The sequence below is a fragment of the Burkholderia sp. Bp9015 genome (genome assembly GCF_003853505.1).
Lineage (GTDB): Bacteria > Pseudomonadota > Gammaproteobacteria > Burkholderiales > Burkholderiaceae > Burkholderia.
The window spans coordinates 69,255-82,244 of the sequence record NZ_QTPZ01000026.1 but is presented as its reverse complement, the minus strand read 5'-3'; the positions used below and the strand labels follow the sequence as shown (position 1 = coordinate 82,244).

Genomic DNA, 12,990 nt, shown 5'->3' with positions numbered 1-12,990 from the left:
CGCGCCGCACCTGCACCGTCCTTACTCGCCGAGCTTCGCCGTCACGCACCCCGTGCTCGAGCATTCGCGCTCGCGTTCGCGCAGGAACGACAGGCGCGATTGCGTGAAGTCGATCGCGCATTGCAGGTTCACGAGATAGCCGTCGTCGCGCGTTTCGCTGCAGCGGTCGTCGCGCCGCTTCATCCACGCGAGCTGGCCGGTCTTCAGCTTCGCCTGCTGGTCGCCGCTCAGTTGCTTGCGCACGCGGCCGTACTCGTCGTTCAGTTCGCGGTCGACCTGCGAGAACTCGTTGCTGCTGCAGTACACCTGGTCGAACGCGCTGCGCGGTTTGCCGCAGCCGGCCGCCTGCGCGGAGAACGGCACGGCAAGCGCGAGCAGCGTGCAGGATACGAGCAGATTCTTCTTCATCATTGTGGTGCTCCTCACTGGGTGAAAACCGTTGAAACCGACCGGCGGCGCCTTTACCGGGCCGCCGTACACGCGTCGATCCCGCCCGCGATCGCGGTGGCGAGGCGCTGGATCGTCTCGCGCTGCGCGAGTCGCTTTTCCTCGTCGGGATTGACGATCACGCCCGCCTCGACCAGAACGGCCGGGATCGGCGCGGTACGCAGCACGACGAGATCGTCGAAGCGGTGGATGCCGAGTTGCGGATCGATCAGCGGGCGGTTCTCGCCCTTGATCGGCTGCGCGTGATACAGCGACGGCCGTTCGCCGGCCGCGACCAGGCGTTCGGCGATCGCCTTCGCGCAACGCAGGCTTTCCGCGTAGTGCGGATTACGCTCGGACACGAACACGGCGAAACCGCGGAAGTCGCGCTGCCGTCCCGCGTCGATGAACTGCTGCTGCATCGAATCGTGATGGATCGACACGAACAGATTTGCGTCCGGCGCCTGCGTCGAGCGCTGGTCGAGCGCGATCTCGCGGCCATCGGCCGACGTGCGCAGCACGCGGTCGCCGTGCGCGGCGAGTGTCTCCGCGACGGCGGTGGACAGGTCGAGGTTGTACCGGTATTCGACGCGGCCGCTTGCGCCGGTGGCACCCGGGTGGGCCGGCGTATGGCCGGTGTCGACGACGACGTAGCGGCCGGAGGCCGGCTGTGCGTCCGGACCTGCCGCATCGGCCGCATGCAGCGCGAGCGGCGCGCCGAGCAGCGGGCCGCATGCGAGCAGGCGCGCGGCGGCGCGCACGAACGGACGAAGGCGTCGAAGGGTTCGGTTTGTCATTGTTGTTGTCGAGGAGGGCATGCGGCGCGTCGCCTGGCGCGCACCGTCGGCCTGCTCAATGCAGTCGGAATGTCGCGCGATTATAGCGGTTGCCGGCGGCGCCGCAATGACGGAAGGCGCGGCGTCGCGCGCGCCGGAAACCGGCGCTCAGGCGAGCACGCGCCGGGCCGCGAGCATGCCCCAGTACGATGCTTCCTCGAACAGCGACAGCCCGGACAGGTCCGCATGCGCGAACACGACGGGGCCATCAGCCTCGCGCAGCGCGAGCAGCCCCGGCCGGCTCAGGAAGCCGACATCGGGTGTCGCCATCGCGTGGCCGCGCACGGTGATCTCGAGCGCCGTCGCATGCTTCCACAGTTCGCGTCCGTAGACGGCCTGCAGGTCGATCGCCGCCTGTTCGCGCAAGGCATCGGGCTTTGCCTGGGCAAGCCAGCGGCGCGTGTCGTCCGGCGTTTGCGTACTCAACGCCTGATAGGCGGAGAACACGGAGCGGGTCGGCGGCGACATCCGGATCAGCTGGTGCGTCGACACGACATAGCCGAGCCCCGCGCCGTCGTAGACGACGTTGTCCCACGCGAGCGGCACGCCGGCTGCCTCGGCCGGCATCCCGTCGAGCAGGAAATTGGACACGAGCCACGGCGCGCGCGGCGGCAGGTCGCGCGTGGGATCGAAACCGTACGCGCGCAACTGCGGAAACACGCGAGCCGCGACGAACAGCGGCATGGCGCTGACGACGCGCCGCGCCTTCAGCATGAACGTCGACAGCGTGCCGTCGTCACCGACACGCGCACACAGCACGTCGACGCCGCCCGCGCGCTCGGTCGCGCGAACGGCGAAGCCGTGCCGCGACCACGCGTTCGAGCCGGTGCGCGCGGTGATCGAGTCGCTCAGCTTCGTCACCATCGTATGCAGCCCGTCGGGCCAGGTCAGCACGGCGCCGTCGCCCGCGTCGCTCGCGTGGCCGCCGCGCGACGAGAAGTAGTGCAGGCCGGCCCACGCGGACACGTGCTCGTAACCCGCACCGTAGTCGTCGCGGCAGCAGTAGTTCAGGTACCAGTGCAGCGCGGTCGCGGTGTAGCCCTCGTCGAGCAGCCACTGCCTGAACGAGCGCCGGTCGAGCGCGCGCCAGCGCGGGTCGCGCGACGATTCCGCGAGCGGAATGCAGAACACCTTGCGGCCGTCCGCGCCGCGCGCGGAGCGCAGGCTGTCGGTGTAGGCGAAGAAGCGCGTTTGCTGCGCGAGCGCATCGGCGTCGAGGGCGGCCGTCGGCACGATGCCGTCCTGCCACTGGCCTCCGATGAACAGCCGTTCGTCGGGGGCGTGCACGAGCGCGCGTTCGTCGTACGCGGGTTGCGCGGAGAACGGCGCCGCTTCGATCACGCCGAGATCGGCGAGCATGTCGCGCAGATGTGCGGATTCGAGCGACGGCAGCGGCAGGTAGTGCGCGCCCTTCGGATAGCCGAGTTCGCCGAAGCGGCCGCCGGCCGCATTGCCGCCGAATTCGGGCCCGGCGAGCACGACGAAGCGTGTGTGTCCCGCGCGCGCGAGCTGCCACGCGCACGACAACCCGGCCGCGCCCGAGCCGAGGACCGCGACGTCGGTCTCGATCGTGCCGGAAGGCGGCGGCAGCGCCGCGTGGTCGCGCAGCGCATGGCCTTCGCGCATGCCGGGGTAGCCGACGCGCGGCGTCGTCTCGAGCCAGCCGGTGCGGCCGCACGCGGCGAGCGACGCCGCCGCGGACGCGACGAGGAACGTGCGGCGATCCATCAGCGCAGCACGTGCTTCCAGTCGTCGTCGAAGCGGCGCACGAGCGGCTGGTCGTTGAGTTCATTCGGCGACATCGGCAGCGCCGGCATGTCAGCCGGGAAGTGGAACATCTCGGCGGCCGTCTGCGCGTCGAGCCAGCGCGTCGGCACCGAATAGCGTGTCGGCACGGTGAAGTCGCGACGCTTGCCGGCGATCACGAACCCCCAGTCGCCAAACGACGGCACGTAGCAGTGGTACGGCCAGGTGTTGAGCCCGGCTTCGCGCAGCGTCGCGATGATCGTCCAGTACGCGTGCGGCGCGAAGTACGGCGACGTCGACTGGATCACCGCATAGCCGTTCTCGGACAGGTGGCGCGCGAGCAGCCGGAACACCGGCACCGAATACAGCCGGCCGAGCCCGAAGTTGGTCGGATCGGGGAAGTCGACGACGATCGCGTCGTACACGTCGGCGTTCGATTCGAGCCAGCGCACCGCATCGTCGTTGATCACCTGTACGCGCGGGTCCTTCAGCGAACCCTGGTTCAGCTTCACGAGCGGCGCCGAAGTCGAGAACAGCTTCGTCATCGCGGGATCGAGATCGACGAGCGTGATCCGTTCGAGATTGCGGTGCTTGAGCAGTTCGCGCACCGCGAGGCCGTCGCCGCCGCCGAGCACGAGCACGCGCTTCGCCCACGGCAGCGCCTCGATCGTCGGATGGATCAGCGCCTCGTGATAGCGATGCTCGTCGCGCGACGAGAACTGCAGGTTGCCGTTCAGGTACAGCCGCATGTCGTCGTGCCACTGCGTGAGCACGATGCGCTGGTACGGCGTCGTTTCCGAATAGATCGTCTCGTCGCCGTACACGCCGTGCTCGGCCCAGTGCGTGATGCGGTCCGACAGCGCGAAGCCGGCGACGAGCAGCCCGATCACGAGCGACGCGCGCATCAGCTTGCCGCGCACGTTGCGGATCTCGGCGCGGAACAGGTGCGTGGTCCACAGCGCGACGAACGCGTTCAGCAGCCCGAACAGGAAGCTCGTGCGCAACAGGCCGAGACGCGGCGCGAGCACGAGCGGAAAGATCAGCGACACGGCGAGCGAGCCGAGATAGTCGAAGGTCAGCACTTCGCTGACGGTATGGCGGAACGCCTGGCGGCGCTGCTGGAACGCGCGCATCACGAGCGGAATCTCCATCCCGATCAGCAGGCCGAGCGCGAGCACGAGCGCGTAGAGCGCCGCGCGGAACGGCGCGGCGAGCCACGCGAACACCGCGAACAGCAGCGCTGCCGACACGCCGCCGAGCAGGCCGACGAGCAGCTCGATGTCGACGAAGCGGTCGAGCACGTCGTCGTCCTCGACAAACTTCGCGAGCCACGAGCCGATCCCCATCGCGAACAGGTAGCAGCCGATCACCGACGAGAACTGCAGGATCGAATCGCCGAGCAGGTAGCTCGACAGCGCGCTGCTGATCAGTTCGTAGCCGAGCCCGCACGACGCGAGCACGAGGATCGACAGGACGAGCGCGCGCTTATGCAGCATGGCGCGTCCGTTGTGCAGTGCTCGTCAATGTGGATATACTGGCGCGGATTTTCGTGGGGTGGCCCGCCATGGGCCGGCCTGCGACGGGGCGGCGAACCGAGCACAAAATCCGAGGAAAAGAATGAATAGTGCCTATCTTTATGCGGTTCATTTGCTGTCGGCGTTCGTGCTGCTTTTCGTGTTCGCGGCAGTGTACCTGAAGGTCACCCCGTTCGACGAACTGGCCTTGATCCGTGACGGCAACGCGGCCGCGACGCTGTCGTTCGGCGGCGCGCTGGTCGGCTTCTGCCTGACGCTCGCGTCCAGCATCGCGCACAACTCGACGCTCGGCGAAGTCGTGCTGTGGGCCGTCGGCGCAATGGCCGTGCAGCTCGTCACCTACGCGGTGCTGACCCGCCTGATTCCCGGCATGAACCATGCGATCGAGGATCGCAACGTCGCGATGGGTGGCCTGATGGGCACCGCGTCGCTCGTCGTCGGCATCATCAATGCCGCCTGCCTGACCTGACACGCCACGCGTCCTGGGAGACCGACATGAGTCTGGGTTCGTTTATCCGCAAGCAGTTCATCGACGTCCTGCAATGGACGGAAGACACCGACGGCGTGCTGGCCTGGCGCTATCCGATGGAAGACCAGGAGATCCAGTACGGCGGCCAGCTGACCGTGCGCGAAACGCAGGTCGCGATCTTCGTCAACGAAGGCAAGGTCGCCGACGTGTTCCAGCCGGGGCTGTACAAGCTGGAAACGCGCACGCTGCCGGTGCTCACGTACCTGAAGAACTGGGACAAGTTCTTTCAGTCGCCTTTCAAGTCGGATGTCTACTTCTTCAGCACGCGGCTGCAGCTCGGCCGGCGCTGGGGCACCGCGCAGCCGGTGACGATCCGCGATCGCGAATTCGGCTTCGTGCAGCTGCGCGCGTTCGGCATCTACTCGTACCGGATCGTCGATGCGGCCGCGTTCCACCGCGAGGTGAGCGGCACGCGCGCGCAGTACACGGTCGACGATCTCGAGCAGCAGCTGCGCAACCTGGTCGTCACCGCGATGAGCACGACGTTCGGTTCCGCCGACGTGCCGTTCGTCGACATGGCCGCGAACCAGACGCTGCTGTCGCAACGCGTCGCCGAGGCGCTGGTGCCGGTGTTCACGCGCTACGGCCTCGCGCTCGATGCATTCGCGGTCGAAAGCGTGTCGCTGCCGGCCGAGCTGCAGAAGGCGCTCGACCTGCGGATCGGCGCGGGGATGGCCGGCGATCTCGCCCGCGCGACGCAATACCAGACGGCGCAGGCGATTCCGCTGGCCGCGCAGAACCCGGGCGGCATCGCGGGTGTCGGCGCGGGGCTCGCGGCCGGCGCGGCGATCGGGCAGGCGATGGCCGGCCAGATCGCGGGCGCCGCGCAACCGGCGCCGGCCGCACCGCCCGCGCCCGTCGCGGCACCGGTTGCCGCCGCGCAGCCGGCCGCACCGGCCGAAGGGACCGATTACGTGCAACGCCTCGAACAGCTGAAGGCGCTGCTCGACAAGGGCCTCGTCACCGAAGAGGACTATGCGCGCGCGAAGGCGGACATCCTCGCGAAGCTCACCCGGTAAGCGTCGCGCATGTTCAGTACTTCGTGCCCCCAGTGCGGCGCGCCGGTCGAGTTTCGCTCGGCGGCGGCGGTGATGGCCGTCTGCGCGTTCTGTCGCAGCACGCTGCTCAAGCGCGGCGCCGACGTCGAGCGCATCGGCGAGCTGGCCACGGTGCTCGACGACGCGTCGCCGATCCAGATCGGCACGGCCGGGCGCTACGGCAAGCGCACGTTCACGGTGCTCGGTCGCATCCAGATGACCTACGACGCCGGCATGTGGAGCGAGTGGTACGTCGTGTTCGACGACGGCGCGTTCGGCTGGCTGTCGGATGCGTCGGGCCAGTATGCGGTCACGGTGCGCGAGCCCGACGATGCGTCGGGCGGCGCGTGGCCCGCGTTCGGCACGCTCGAACCGGGCATGCGGATCGACCACGGCGGCCGCGCGTATCTCGTGTCCGACGTGCGTACCGCGCGCTGCACGGGCGGCGACGGCGAGTTGCCGTTCCGCATCGATGCGGGCTGGGAAGCGCGCGTCGTCGACCTGCGCACCGGCAATGCATTCGCGACTTACGACTATTCCGACGCCGACGCGAACGGCGGGAGCCCGGCCGTCTACAGCGGCGAAGCGATGGAATTCGACGCGCTCGCATTCACGGGGCTGCGCGATACCGACAACGACACGCGGGAGAAACGGGGCGCGCAGATGGTGCCGTTCGCGTGCCCGAGCTGCGGCGCGCCGCTGTCGTATGCACCGAACCTCGCCGACTACGTCGTGTGCGGCAGCTGTCACGCGGGCGTGCAGTGCACGGCCGAGCAGCAGACCGTGTTCGCCGCGCAGCGCAAGCTCGATGCGGTGAAGGGCGCGCTGGAGCTCGGCGCGACCGGCACGTTCGACGGCGTGAAGTACACGGTGATCGGCATGATGCGTTGCCGCGTGCCGGGCGACGACGAGACGTGGGACGAATACCTGCTGCTGAACCCGAAGCGCGGCTTCCTGTGGCTCGTGCAGAGCGAAGGGCGCTGGGAACGCGTGCAGGTACTCGACCACTGGCCGACGATCGGCGGCGAGTCCGACGTCACCGACGAAGGCAAGACCTATCGACTGCGCGAGACGTACGACTCGGAAGTCGTGTACGTGGTCGGCGCGTTCAACTGGCGCGTGCAGGTCGGCGACCGCACGTCGATTGCCGACTACGGCTGGCAGAAGGACAAGCTCACGCGTGAGCGCAGCGCCGCGGAAATCGTCTGGTCGCGTGCGCGGCCGTTGTCGGCCGGCGCACTGGCCGAACGCTTCGCGACGCCGGCGCTCGCGACGGCAGCGGTTGCGTCCGCAACGGGTTCCGCCGGGACGTCGACGGGCCTGTTCGGCGCGAAGCAGCCGCATAGCTTCGCACCGCTGCCGATCGTGTTCAGCGCGATGCTCGTGATCTTCAACCTGGGTTCGCTGTTCTCGTTCAGCGGCCGCTCCGTCTACGTGCTGATCGGCCTGCTCGTGCTGTGGCTGCCGGAATGGCTGTGGAAGGGCTTCGCGTCCGACGGGGGCAACTCGTAATGCGTTACATCCTCTACGGACTTTACGGGCTGATCGTCGTCACGCTGTTCAGCTGCGCGTCGCTCGGCGGCAGCGGTTCGGGCGGCAGCGGCTGGGGCAGTTCGTCGGCGCGCAGCGGCTATTCGTCGTACGGGTCGCACAAATGACGGCGCGAGACGGTATCGCCGCGCCGCGTGCGACGCTCGGCTCGCACGTGCTGGCCGATCTCGCCGGCATCGACGCGGCACTGCTGCGCGACGCCGCGCGGCTCGAGACGATACTCACCGACGCCGCGCAGCAGGCCGGCGCACGCGTGATCGGCGCGCATTTCCATCACTTCGGCGGTGAGCATGGGGTGACGGGTGTCGTGCTGCTCGCGGAGTCGCACATCACGATTCATACGTGGCCGGAGCACGGCTTCGCAGCCGTCGATGCGTTCATGTGCGGCGCCGCGCGCGCCGCCGAGGCGGTCGATGCGATCGCCACCGCGCTCGGCACGCACGCGCAGGTCCGGCAGCAGGTGGCGCGCGGCGTCACATGAGCGACCGGGCGACAGCGGTGGTCGCGCATGCGACGACGCGCTGCACCGATTTCGCGAACCGCTTATGATCGTGCGGTACGACGTCCCCGCACAGAGGCCCCCATGCACATCGCCGTCCTGACCTTCGACGGTTTCAACGAACTCGATTCGCTGATCGCGCTCGGGATTCTCAACCGGGTCAGGCAGCCGGGCTGGCGGGTGTCGATCGCGAGCCCGACCGCCCGCGTACGCTCGATGAACGGCGTGACGATCGACGCGCAAGCGTCGCTGCAGGACGCCCGCGACGCGGACGCCGTGCTGGTGGGCAGCGGCGTGCGGACCCGCGACGTCGTCGCCGATGCCGCATTGATGGCGCAATTGCAGTTCGACCCCGCGCGGCAGTTGCTCGGCGCGCAGTGCTCGGGCACGCTCGTGCTGGCGAAGCTGGGCTGGCTCGGCGATGTCCCCGCGTGTACCGACCTGACCACGAAGCCGTGGGTGCAGGAAGCCGGCGTGGCCGTGCTCGACCAGCCGTTCGTGGCCAGCGGGAACGTCGCGACCGCCGGCGGGTGCCTGTCGTCGCAGTATCTGGCCGCGTGGTTCATCGCGCGTCTGGCCGGCATCGAGGCCGCGCGCAGTGCGATTCACTATGTCGCGCCGGTGGGCGAGAAGGACGATTACGTCTCGCGCGCGATCGCGAACATTTCGCCGTTCCTCTGATGCGTGCGGTGTCGCGCGTCAGCGCGGCAGCGCTTCGGCTTCGGCCCAACGCTTGAACGAGTCGAGACGCCGGCGCGTGTGCACGAGATAGAACGCGCCGATCAGCGGTTCGAGCAGCCAGCGCAGCCAGGACGGCTGCGCACGGAAGTGATACGTGAACTTCACTTCGGTCGTGCCCGGTGTGTGCTCGGTGAAATTCCAGCTGCCGCTGAAGCGTTCGAGCACCTTCGGCCCGTCGACCATTTCGACGGCCGCGACCTGCGGCGGACGGTACGAGATGTAGCGCGACACCATCGTCGCGCCCGACTGGCTGCGGCAGAACGCATCGACGCCGACGTCGGCCGTCATCCCGTCGGGCAGATACGCGTCGGCAAGGAAGCTGTCCCACACGAGCCGCCGCGCGTAGTCCTGCGACCACGTGAAGAGGCGTCTGCGATCGACGCCGACGATCCGGCTGACTGAGATCCTCATGATGGGTAGCAAGCGCAACGCTGTAATCGGGATGAAATCGAGTGTAACCCGCCAAAGCCGCGCAATTCTTCAGACTTCGTCAAGTCGAGCGCGCGCTCGATTGACCTTCTCCGGGAATTCCCCTACGATCGATTCCATGCCTTCGGGAAAGACCCGAAGCGTTTCAATCTCTTGAGGGAGCCTCATGAGTACGCAACAGAACCGGCGCTTCGACGCGCTCGTTTTCATTGGTCGTTTCCAGCCTCCGCATCGTGGTCACCTGAACGTGCTGAAGTCCGCACTGAGCCGGGCCGAGCGCGTATGCGTGCTGATCGGATCGACCGACAAGCCCCGCACCATCAAGGATCCGTTCTCGTTCGACGAGCGCCGCCAGATGCTGGCTTCGCTGCTCGAGCCGTCCGAGCGCGAGCGCGTGACGGTCGCGCCCGTGCAGGATTCGACGTACAACGACGGCGACTGGGTGCGCTGGGTGCAGGATGCCGTGGCCGCCTCGCTCGGCGACGTCGCGCAGCGCAGGGTCGGGCTGATCGGCCACGAGAAGGACGCCACGTCGTATTACCTGCGGATGTTCCCGCAATGGGAGCTCGTCGACGTCGATGCGACCGAAGACATCTCCGCCACCGAAATCCGCGATCAGTATTTCGCCGAACGCACCAACAGCTTCGTGCAATGGGCCGTGCCGGAACCGGTGTTCGGCTGGCTCGAACGCTTTCGCACGCAGCCGGCATTCGCGCAGCTGAAGGCCGAGGCCGAATTCATCGCCGGCTATCGCAAGGCGTGGTCGGCCGCACCGTATCCGGTCACGTTCGTGACGGTCGACGCGGTGGTCGTGCACTCGGGCCATCTCCTGCTCGTGCGCCGGCGCAGCGAACCGGGCCGCGGCCTGTGGGCGCTGCCGGGCGGGTTCGTGAACCAGGACGAACGGCTCGACGCGGCCTGCATCCGCGAACTGCGCGAGGAGACCGGCCTGAAGCTGCCGGAGCCCGTGCTGCGCGGCTCGATCAAGGATCGCCAGGTATTCGATCATCCGACCCGCTCGCTGCGCGGCCGCACGATCACGCACGCATGCCTGTTCAACTTCCCGACCGGCGAGTTGCCGCGCGTGAAGGGCAGCGACGACGCCGACAAGGCGCGCTGGGTGCCGCTCAACGAATTCGCGCAGATGCGCAACGTGATGTTCGAGGATCACTTCGAGATCGCGTATCACTTCCTGGGGAAGCTGTGACACGCTGATTCCCCGGATTCCGGTCCGCCGCGACAGACGCGGCGGCACTTCAACGGCCTAGAGGAGCTCTAGCCATGCAAAACGATCCCGGCGGCTTTGCCGCGGTTCTCGCCAATCCGATCCTCAACACGGATTCGTACAAGGCTTCCCACTTCCTGCAATACCCGCCCGACGCGCAGGCGATGTTCTCGTACGTCGAGTCGCGCGGCGGCCGCTATGACCGCACGCTGTTCTTCGGCCTGCAGATGCTGCTGAAGGAATATCTGTGCCGGCCGGTCACGCACGCGATGATCGACGACGCGCGCGATTTCTTCGCGGTGCACGGCGAGCCGTTCAACGAGGACGGCTGGCGTCATGTCGTCGAGCACTACGACGGCTACCTGCCCGTGAGGATCCGCGCGGTGCCCGAAGGATCGATCGTGCCCGTGCGCAATGTGCTGATGACCGTCGAATGCGACGACCCGAAGGTGTTCTGGCTCGCGTCGTATCTGGAGACGATGCTGCTGCGCGTGTGGTACCCGGTGACGGTCGCGACGCGCAGCTGGCACCTGCGCCAGACGATCCGCCGCTTTCTCGAGAAGACCGACGACGATCTCGCGCAGCTGCCGTTCAAGCTGCACGACTTCGGCGCGCGCGGCGTATCGAGCGCGGAGTCGGCCGCGATCGGCGGCGCGGCACACCTCGTGAGCTTCATGGGTTCGGACACGGTGCTCGGCGTGCTGGCCGCGAACCGCTTCTATCGCGAGCCGATGGCCGCGTACTCGGTGCCCGCGGCCGAGCACAGCACGATCACGTCGTGGGGGCGTGAGCACGAAGCCGATGCGTACCGGAACATGATCGCTCGCTTCGGTTTGCCCGGCGCGATCGTGTCGGTCGTGTCGGACTCCTATGATCTGTTCGCCGCGCTTGAACTGTGGGGCGGCCCGCTGCGCCAGGCGGTGATCGATTCGGGCGCGACGGTCGTCGTGCGTCCCGATTCGGGCGACCCGGTGAAGATCGTGCTGCAGACCGTGCGCGCGCTCGACGCTTCGTTCGGCTCGTCCGTGAACGGCAAGGGACGGCGCGTGCTGAATCGCGTGCGCGTGATTCAGGGCGACGGTGTCGACGAGTTGTCGATCGACGCGATCCTGTCCGCACTCGACGACGCGGGTTATGCGGCCGGCAACGTCGTGTTCGGGATGGGCGGCGCGCTGCTGCAGCAGGTGAATCGCGACACGCAGCGCTTCGCGATGAAGTGCTCGGCGATCCGGCGCGGCGACGTGTGGCACGGCGTGAGCAAGGATCCGGTTACCGATCCGGGCAAGCGCTCGAAGCAGGGCCGGCTCACGTTGCTGCGCAATCGGCGCACGGGAGAATACCGGACGGTGACGCTGCCGGTCGCATGGGACGATCGCGCGCTGGAAGGCGAGTGGGATGACGCGCTCGAAACGGTGTTCGATACCGGGAAAATGCTGGTCGATACGACGTTCGCCGAGGTGCGGGCGAGGGCGCACGCAGGGGAGGCGTGATCGGGCGACCGGGGCGGCGGCGTGGCAACGTCAGCCGCCACCCCGGTCGCGCTCAGGCGACGCGGGCGACGAGGGCGTGCAGCACGGCGTCCGCGTCGATTTCTCCTCGAACGACATCCGCGCGCGCCGACTCGAAGTCGATCCAGCCCTCGTTGAAGCCGTCGAGCATGCGCATGCGCGGCTCGGGGTGGCACATCCGCTGCGCATCGAACAGCGCCGCCCACGTGCTGCGCGGCACGGCTTCGGCGCGCACCGGGCGCCCGAACACGCGGGTGAACGCGTTCGCGAGGTCGTTCGGGCTGACCCGCCGGGGCCCTTCGAGTTCGACGATGCGTGCGCCGGTCCATTCGTCCTGTAGCAGCGCGGCCGCCGTCCGGCCGACATCTTCGGTTGCGACCATCGGCACCGGCTTGTCGAGCGGCTGGAGAAAGCTGTAGATGACGCCGGCGTCGCGTGCGGTTGCTACGTCCCACGCGGCATTTTCGAGGAACCACGCGGGGCGCAGGAACGTGACGGGTATCGGCAAGTCGTCGAACGCCTGTTCGATCATCGTCAGTTGCGTCAGCAGATTCACCTGCGTCGCCTGCGCGCCGATCGTCGACAGACAGACGACCTTGCGTGGCCGAGCGGTGCGCAATGCCGCACCGACGGCATCGATGACGGCGCGCGTTTCGGGGAATCCCGGCGCCGGATCGAAGCATGGCGGCAGCAGGACGAAGACGCCATCCGTGTTCGAGAAGGCCGTCGTCAGCGCGGCGGTGTCGGTCATCTCGGCAAGTGCAACATCGCAGCCGCGCGCGACCCACGGCGCGGCGCGATCCGCGGTGCGCGCGACGGCGCGCACGGGCCGGCCGGCCGCGAGCAGCGTTCGGGCGAGCGCGCCGCCGACCTGTCCGGTGATACCGGTAATGGCATACATGGTTTGAAATCCTCATCGAGAAGGGAG

The 12,990-nt window shown here is 68.1% G+C and carries 14 protein-coding genes; 8 read left to right on the top strand and 6 right to left on the bottom strand.

The window, feature by feature from the left end; all coding sequences use genetic code 11:
- Nucleotides 1-21 precede the first annotated feature (21 nt).
- The 4 genes from DIE12_RS25300 to DIE12_RS25285 all read right to left on the bottom strand — a co-directional run bounded on the left by DIE12_RS25300 (nucleotide 22) and on the right by DIE12_RS25285 (nucleotide 4,504).
- Nucleotides 22-411 (bottom strand): lysozyme inhibitor LprI family protein, encoded by a 390-nt coding sequence (locus DIE12_RS25300; RefSeq protein ID WP_124522419.1) that lies wholly within the window; start codon nucleotides 409-411, stop codon nucleotides 22-24.
- Nucleotides 412-461: 50 nt separating this feature from the next.
- A complete protein-coding gene (locus tag DIE12_RS25295; RefSeq protein ID WP_124522417.1) occupies nucleotides 462-1,223 on the bottom strand; it encodes an N-acetylmuramoyl-L-alanine amidase in 762 nt (253 codons plus the stop codon).
- A 147-nt stretch (nucleotides 1,224-1,370) separates the two neighbouring features.
- Complete coding sequence (locus tag DIE12_RS25290) at nucleotides 1,371-2,990, bottom strand: FAD-dependent oxidoreductase (RefSeq protein WP_124522415.1); 1,620 nt, start codon at nucleotides 2,988-2,990, stop codon at nucleotides 1,371-1,373.
- Nucleotides 2,990-4,504: a polyamine aminopropyltransferase gene (locus DIE12_RS25285; protein ID WP_124522413.1), complete on the bottom strand. Its 1,515-nt coding sequence runs from the start codon at nucleotides 4,502-4,504 to the stop codon at nucleotides 2,990-2,992. Before DIE12_RS25285 ends, DIE12_RS25290 begins: the two co-directional genes overlap by 1 nt.
- Nucleotides 4,505-4,625: 121 nt before the next feature.
- Here DIE12_RS25285 and DIE12_RS25280 point away from each other — a divergent pair, with 121 nt between their 5' ends.
- The 6 genes from DIE12_RS25280 to DIE12_RS25260 all read left to right on the top strand — a co-directional run bounded on the left by DIE12_RS25280 (nucleotide 4,626) and on the right by DIE12_RS25260 (nucleotide 8,840).
- Nucleotides 4,626-5,012, top strand: a complete 387-nt coding sequence (locus DIE12_RS25280; protein ID WP_014898735.1) for a DUF350 domain-containing protein — start codon at nucleotides 4,626-4,628, stop codon at nucleotides 5,010-5,012.
- 26 nt (nucleotides 5,013-5,038) lie between these two features.
- On the top strand, nucleotides 5,039-6,091 hold the full coding sequence (locus DIE12_RS25275) for an SPFH domain-containing protein (RefSeq protein WP_124522411.1): 1,053 nt from the start codon (nucleotides 5,039-5,041) through the stop codon (nucleotides 6,089-6,091).
- Nucleotides 6,092-6,100: 9 nt separating this feature from the next.
- Entirely contained in the window at nucleotides 6,101-7,621 is a 1,521-nt protein-coding gene (locus DIE12_RS25270; RefSeq protein WP_124522409.1) for a DUF4178 domain-containing protein, read from the top strand.
- A complete protein-coding gene (locus tag DIE12_RS38210) occupies nucleotides 7,621-7,767 on the top strand; it encodes a hypothetical protein (protein WP_170296473.1) in 147 nt (48 codons plus the stop codon). Before DIE12_RS25270 ends, DIE12_RS38210 begins: the two co-directional genes overlap by 1 nt.
- Nucleotides 7,764-8,141 carry an adenosylmethionine decarboxylase gene (gene speD / locus DIE12_RS25265; RefSeq protein ID WP_124522407.1) on the top strand — a complete coding sequence of 126 codons (378 nt, stop codon included), beginning with the start codon at nucleotides 7,764-7,766 and terminating at the stop codon, nucleotides 8,139-8,141. The genes DIE12_RS38210 and speD overlap by 4 nt, the downstream gene beginning before the upstream one ends.
- A 102-nt stretch (nucleotides 8,142-8,243) precedes the next feature.
- Nucleotides 8,244-8,840, top strand: a complete 597-nt coding sequence (locus tag DIE12_RS25260) for a DJ-1/PfpI family protein (RefSeq protein ID WP_124522405.1) — start codon at nucleotides 8,244-8,246, stop codon at nucleotides 8,838-8,840.
- Between the two features lie 18 nt (nucleotides 8,841-8,858).
- Here the strand turns inward: DIE12_RS25260 and DIE12_RS25255 are convergent, their stop codons facing one another.
- Entirely contained in the window at nucleotides 8,859-9,311 is a 453-nt protein-coding gene (locus tag DIE12_RS25255) for a type II toxin-antitoxin system RatA family toxin (RefSeq protein ID WP_124485333.1), read from the bottom strand.
- 184 nt (nucleotides 9,312-9,495) lie between these two features.
- Here DIE12_RS25255 and DIE12_RS25250 point away from each other — a divergent pair, with 184 nt between their 5' ends.
- Nucleotides 9,496-10,536, top strand: a complete 1,041-nt coding sequence (locus DIE12_RS25250) for a bifunctional nicotinamide-nucleotide adenylyltransferase/Nudix hydroxylase (protein WP_124522403.1) — start codon at nucleotides 9,496-9,498, stop codon at nucleotides 10,534-10,536.
- 74 nt (nucleotides 10,537-10,610) lie between these two features.
- Nucleotides 10,611-12,044, top strand: a complete 1,434-nt coding sequence (locus DIE12_RS25245; protein WP_124522401.1) for a nicotinate phosphoribosyltransferase — start codon at nucleotides 10,611-10,613, stop codon at nucleotides 12,042-12,044.
- Between the two features lie 52 nt (nucleotides 12,045-12,096).
- On the opposite strand, the gene DIE12_RS25240 is transcribed toward DIE12_RS25245, so the two are convergent.
- On the bottom strand, nucleotides 12,097-12,963 hold the full coding sequence (locus DIE12_RS25240; protein ID WP_124522399.1) for an NmrA family NAD(P)-binding protein: 867 nt from the start codon (nucleotides 12,961-12,963) through the stop codon (nucleotides 12,097-12,099).
- Nucleotides 12,964-12,990: the final 27 nt, after the last annotated feature.

Excerpts from the sequence above, each read along its gene's own strand:
- DIE12_RS25300 (WP_124522419.1), bottom strand. The coding sequence starts at position 411 with ATGATGAAGAAGAATCTGCTCGTATCCTGCACGCTGCTCGCGCTTGCC.
- DIE12_RS25295 (WP_124522417.1), bottom strand. The coding sequence starts at position 1,223 with ATGACAAACCGAACCCTTCGACGCCTTCGTCCGTTCGTGCGCGCCGCC.
- DIE12_RS25290 (WP_124522415.1), bottom strand. The coding sequence starts at position 2,990 with ATGGATCGCCGCACGTTCCTCGTCGCGTCCGCGGCGGCGTCGCTCGCC.
- DIE12_RS25285 (WP_124522413.1), bottom strand. The coding sequence starts at position 4,504 with ATGCTGCATAAGCGCGCGCTCGTCCTGTCGATCCTCGTGCTCGCGTCG.
- DIE12_RS25280 (WP_014898735.1), top strand. The coding sequence starts at position 4,626 with ATGAATAGTGCCTATCTTTATGCGGTTCATTTGCTGTCGGCGTTCGTG.
- DIE12_RS25275 (WP_124522411.1), top strand. The coding sequence starts at position 5,039 with ATGAGTCTGGGTTCGTTTATCCGCAAGCAGTTCATCGACGTCCTGCAA.
- DIE12_RS25270 (WP_124522409.1), top strand. The coding sequence starts at position 6,101 with ATGTTCAGTACTTCGTGCCCCCAGTGCGGCGCGCCGGTCGAGTTTCGC.
- DIE12_RS38210 (WP_170296473.1), top strand. The coding sequence starts at position 7,621 with ATGCGTTACATCCTCTACGGACTTTACGGGCTGATCGTCGTCACGCTG.
- speD (WP_124522407.1), top strand. The coding sequence starts at position 7,764 with ATGACGGCGCGAGACGGTATCGCCGCGCCGCGTGCGACGCTCGGCTCG.
- DIE12_RS25260 (WP_124522405.1), top strand. The coding sequence starts at position 8,244 with ATGCACATCGCCGTCCTGACCTTCGACGGTTTCAACGAACTCGATTCG.
- DIE12_RS25255 (WP_124485333.1), bottom strand. The coding sequence starts at position 9,311 with ATGAGGATCTCAGTCAGCCGGATCGTCGGCGTCGATCGCAGACGCCTC.
- DIE12_RS25250 (WP_124522403.1), top strand. The coding sequence starts at position 9,496 with ATGAGTACGCAACAGAACCGGCGCTTCGACGCGCTCGTTTTCATTGGT.
- DIE12_RS25245 (WP_124522401.1), top strand. The coding sequence starts at position 10,611 with ATGCAAAACGATCCCGGCGGCTTTGCCGCGGTTCTCGCCAATCCGATC.
- DIE12_RS25240 (WP_124522399.1), bottom strand. The coding sequence starts at position 12,963 with ATGTATGCCATTACCGGTATCACCGGACAGGTCGGCGGCGCGCTCGCC.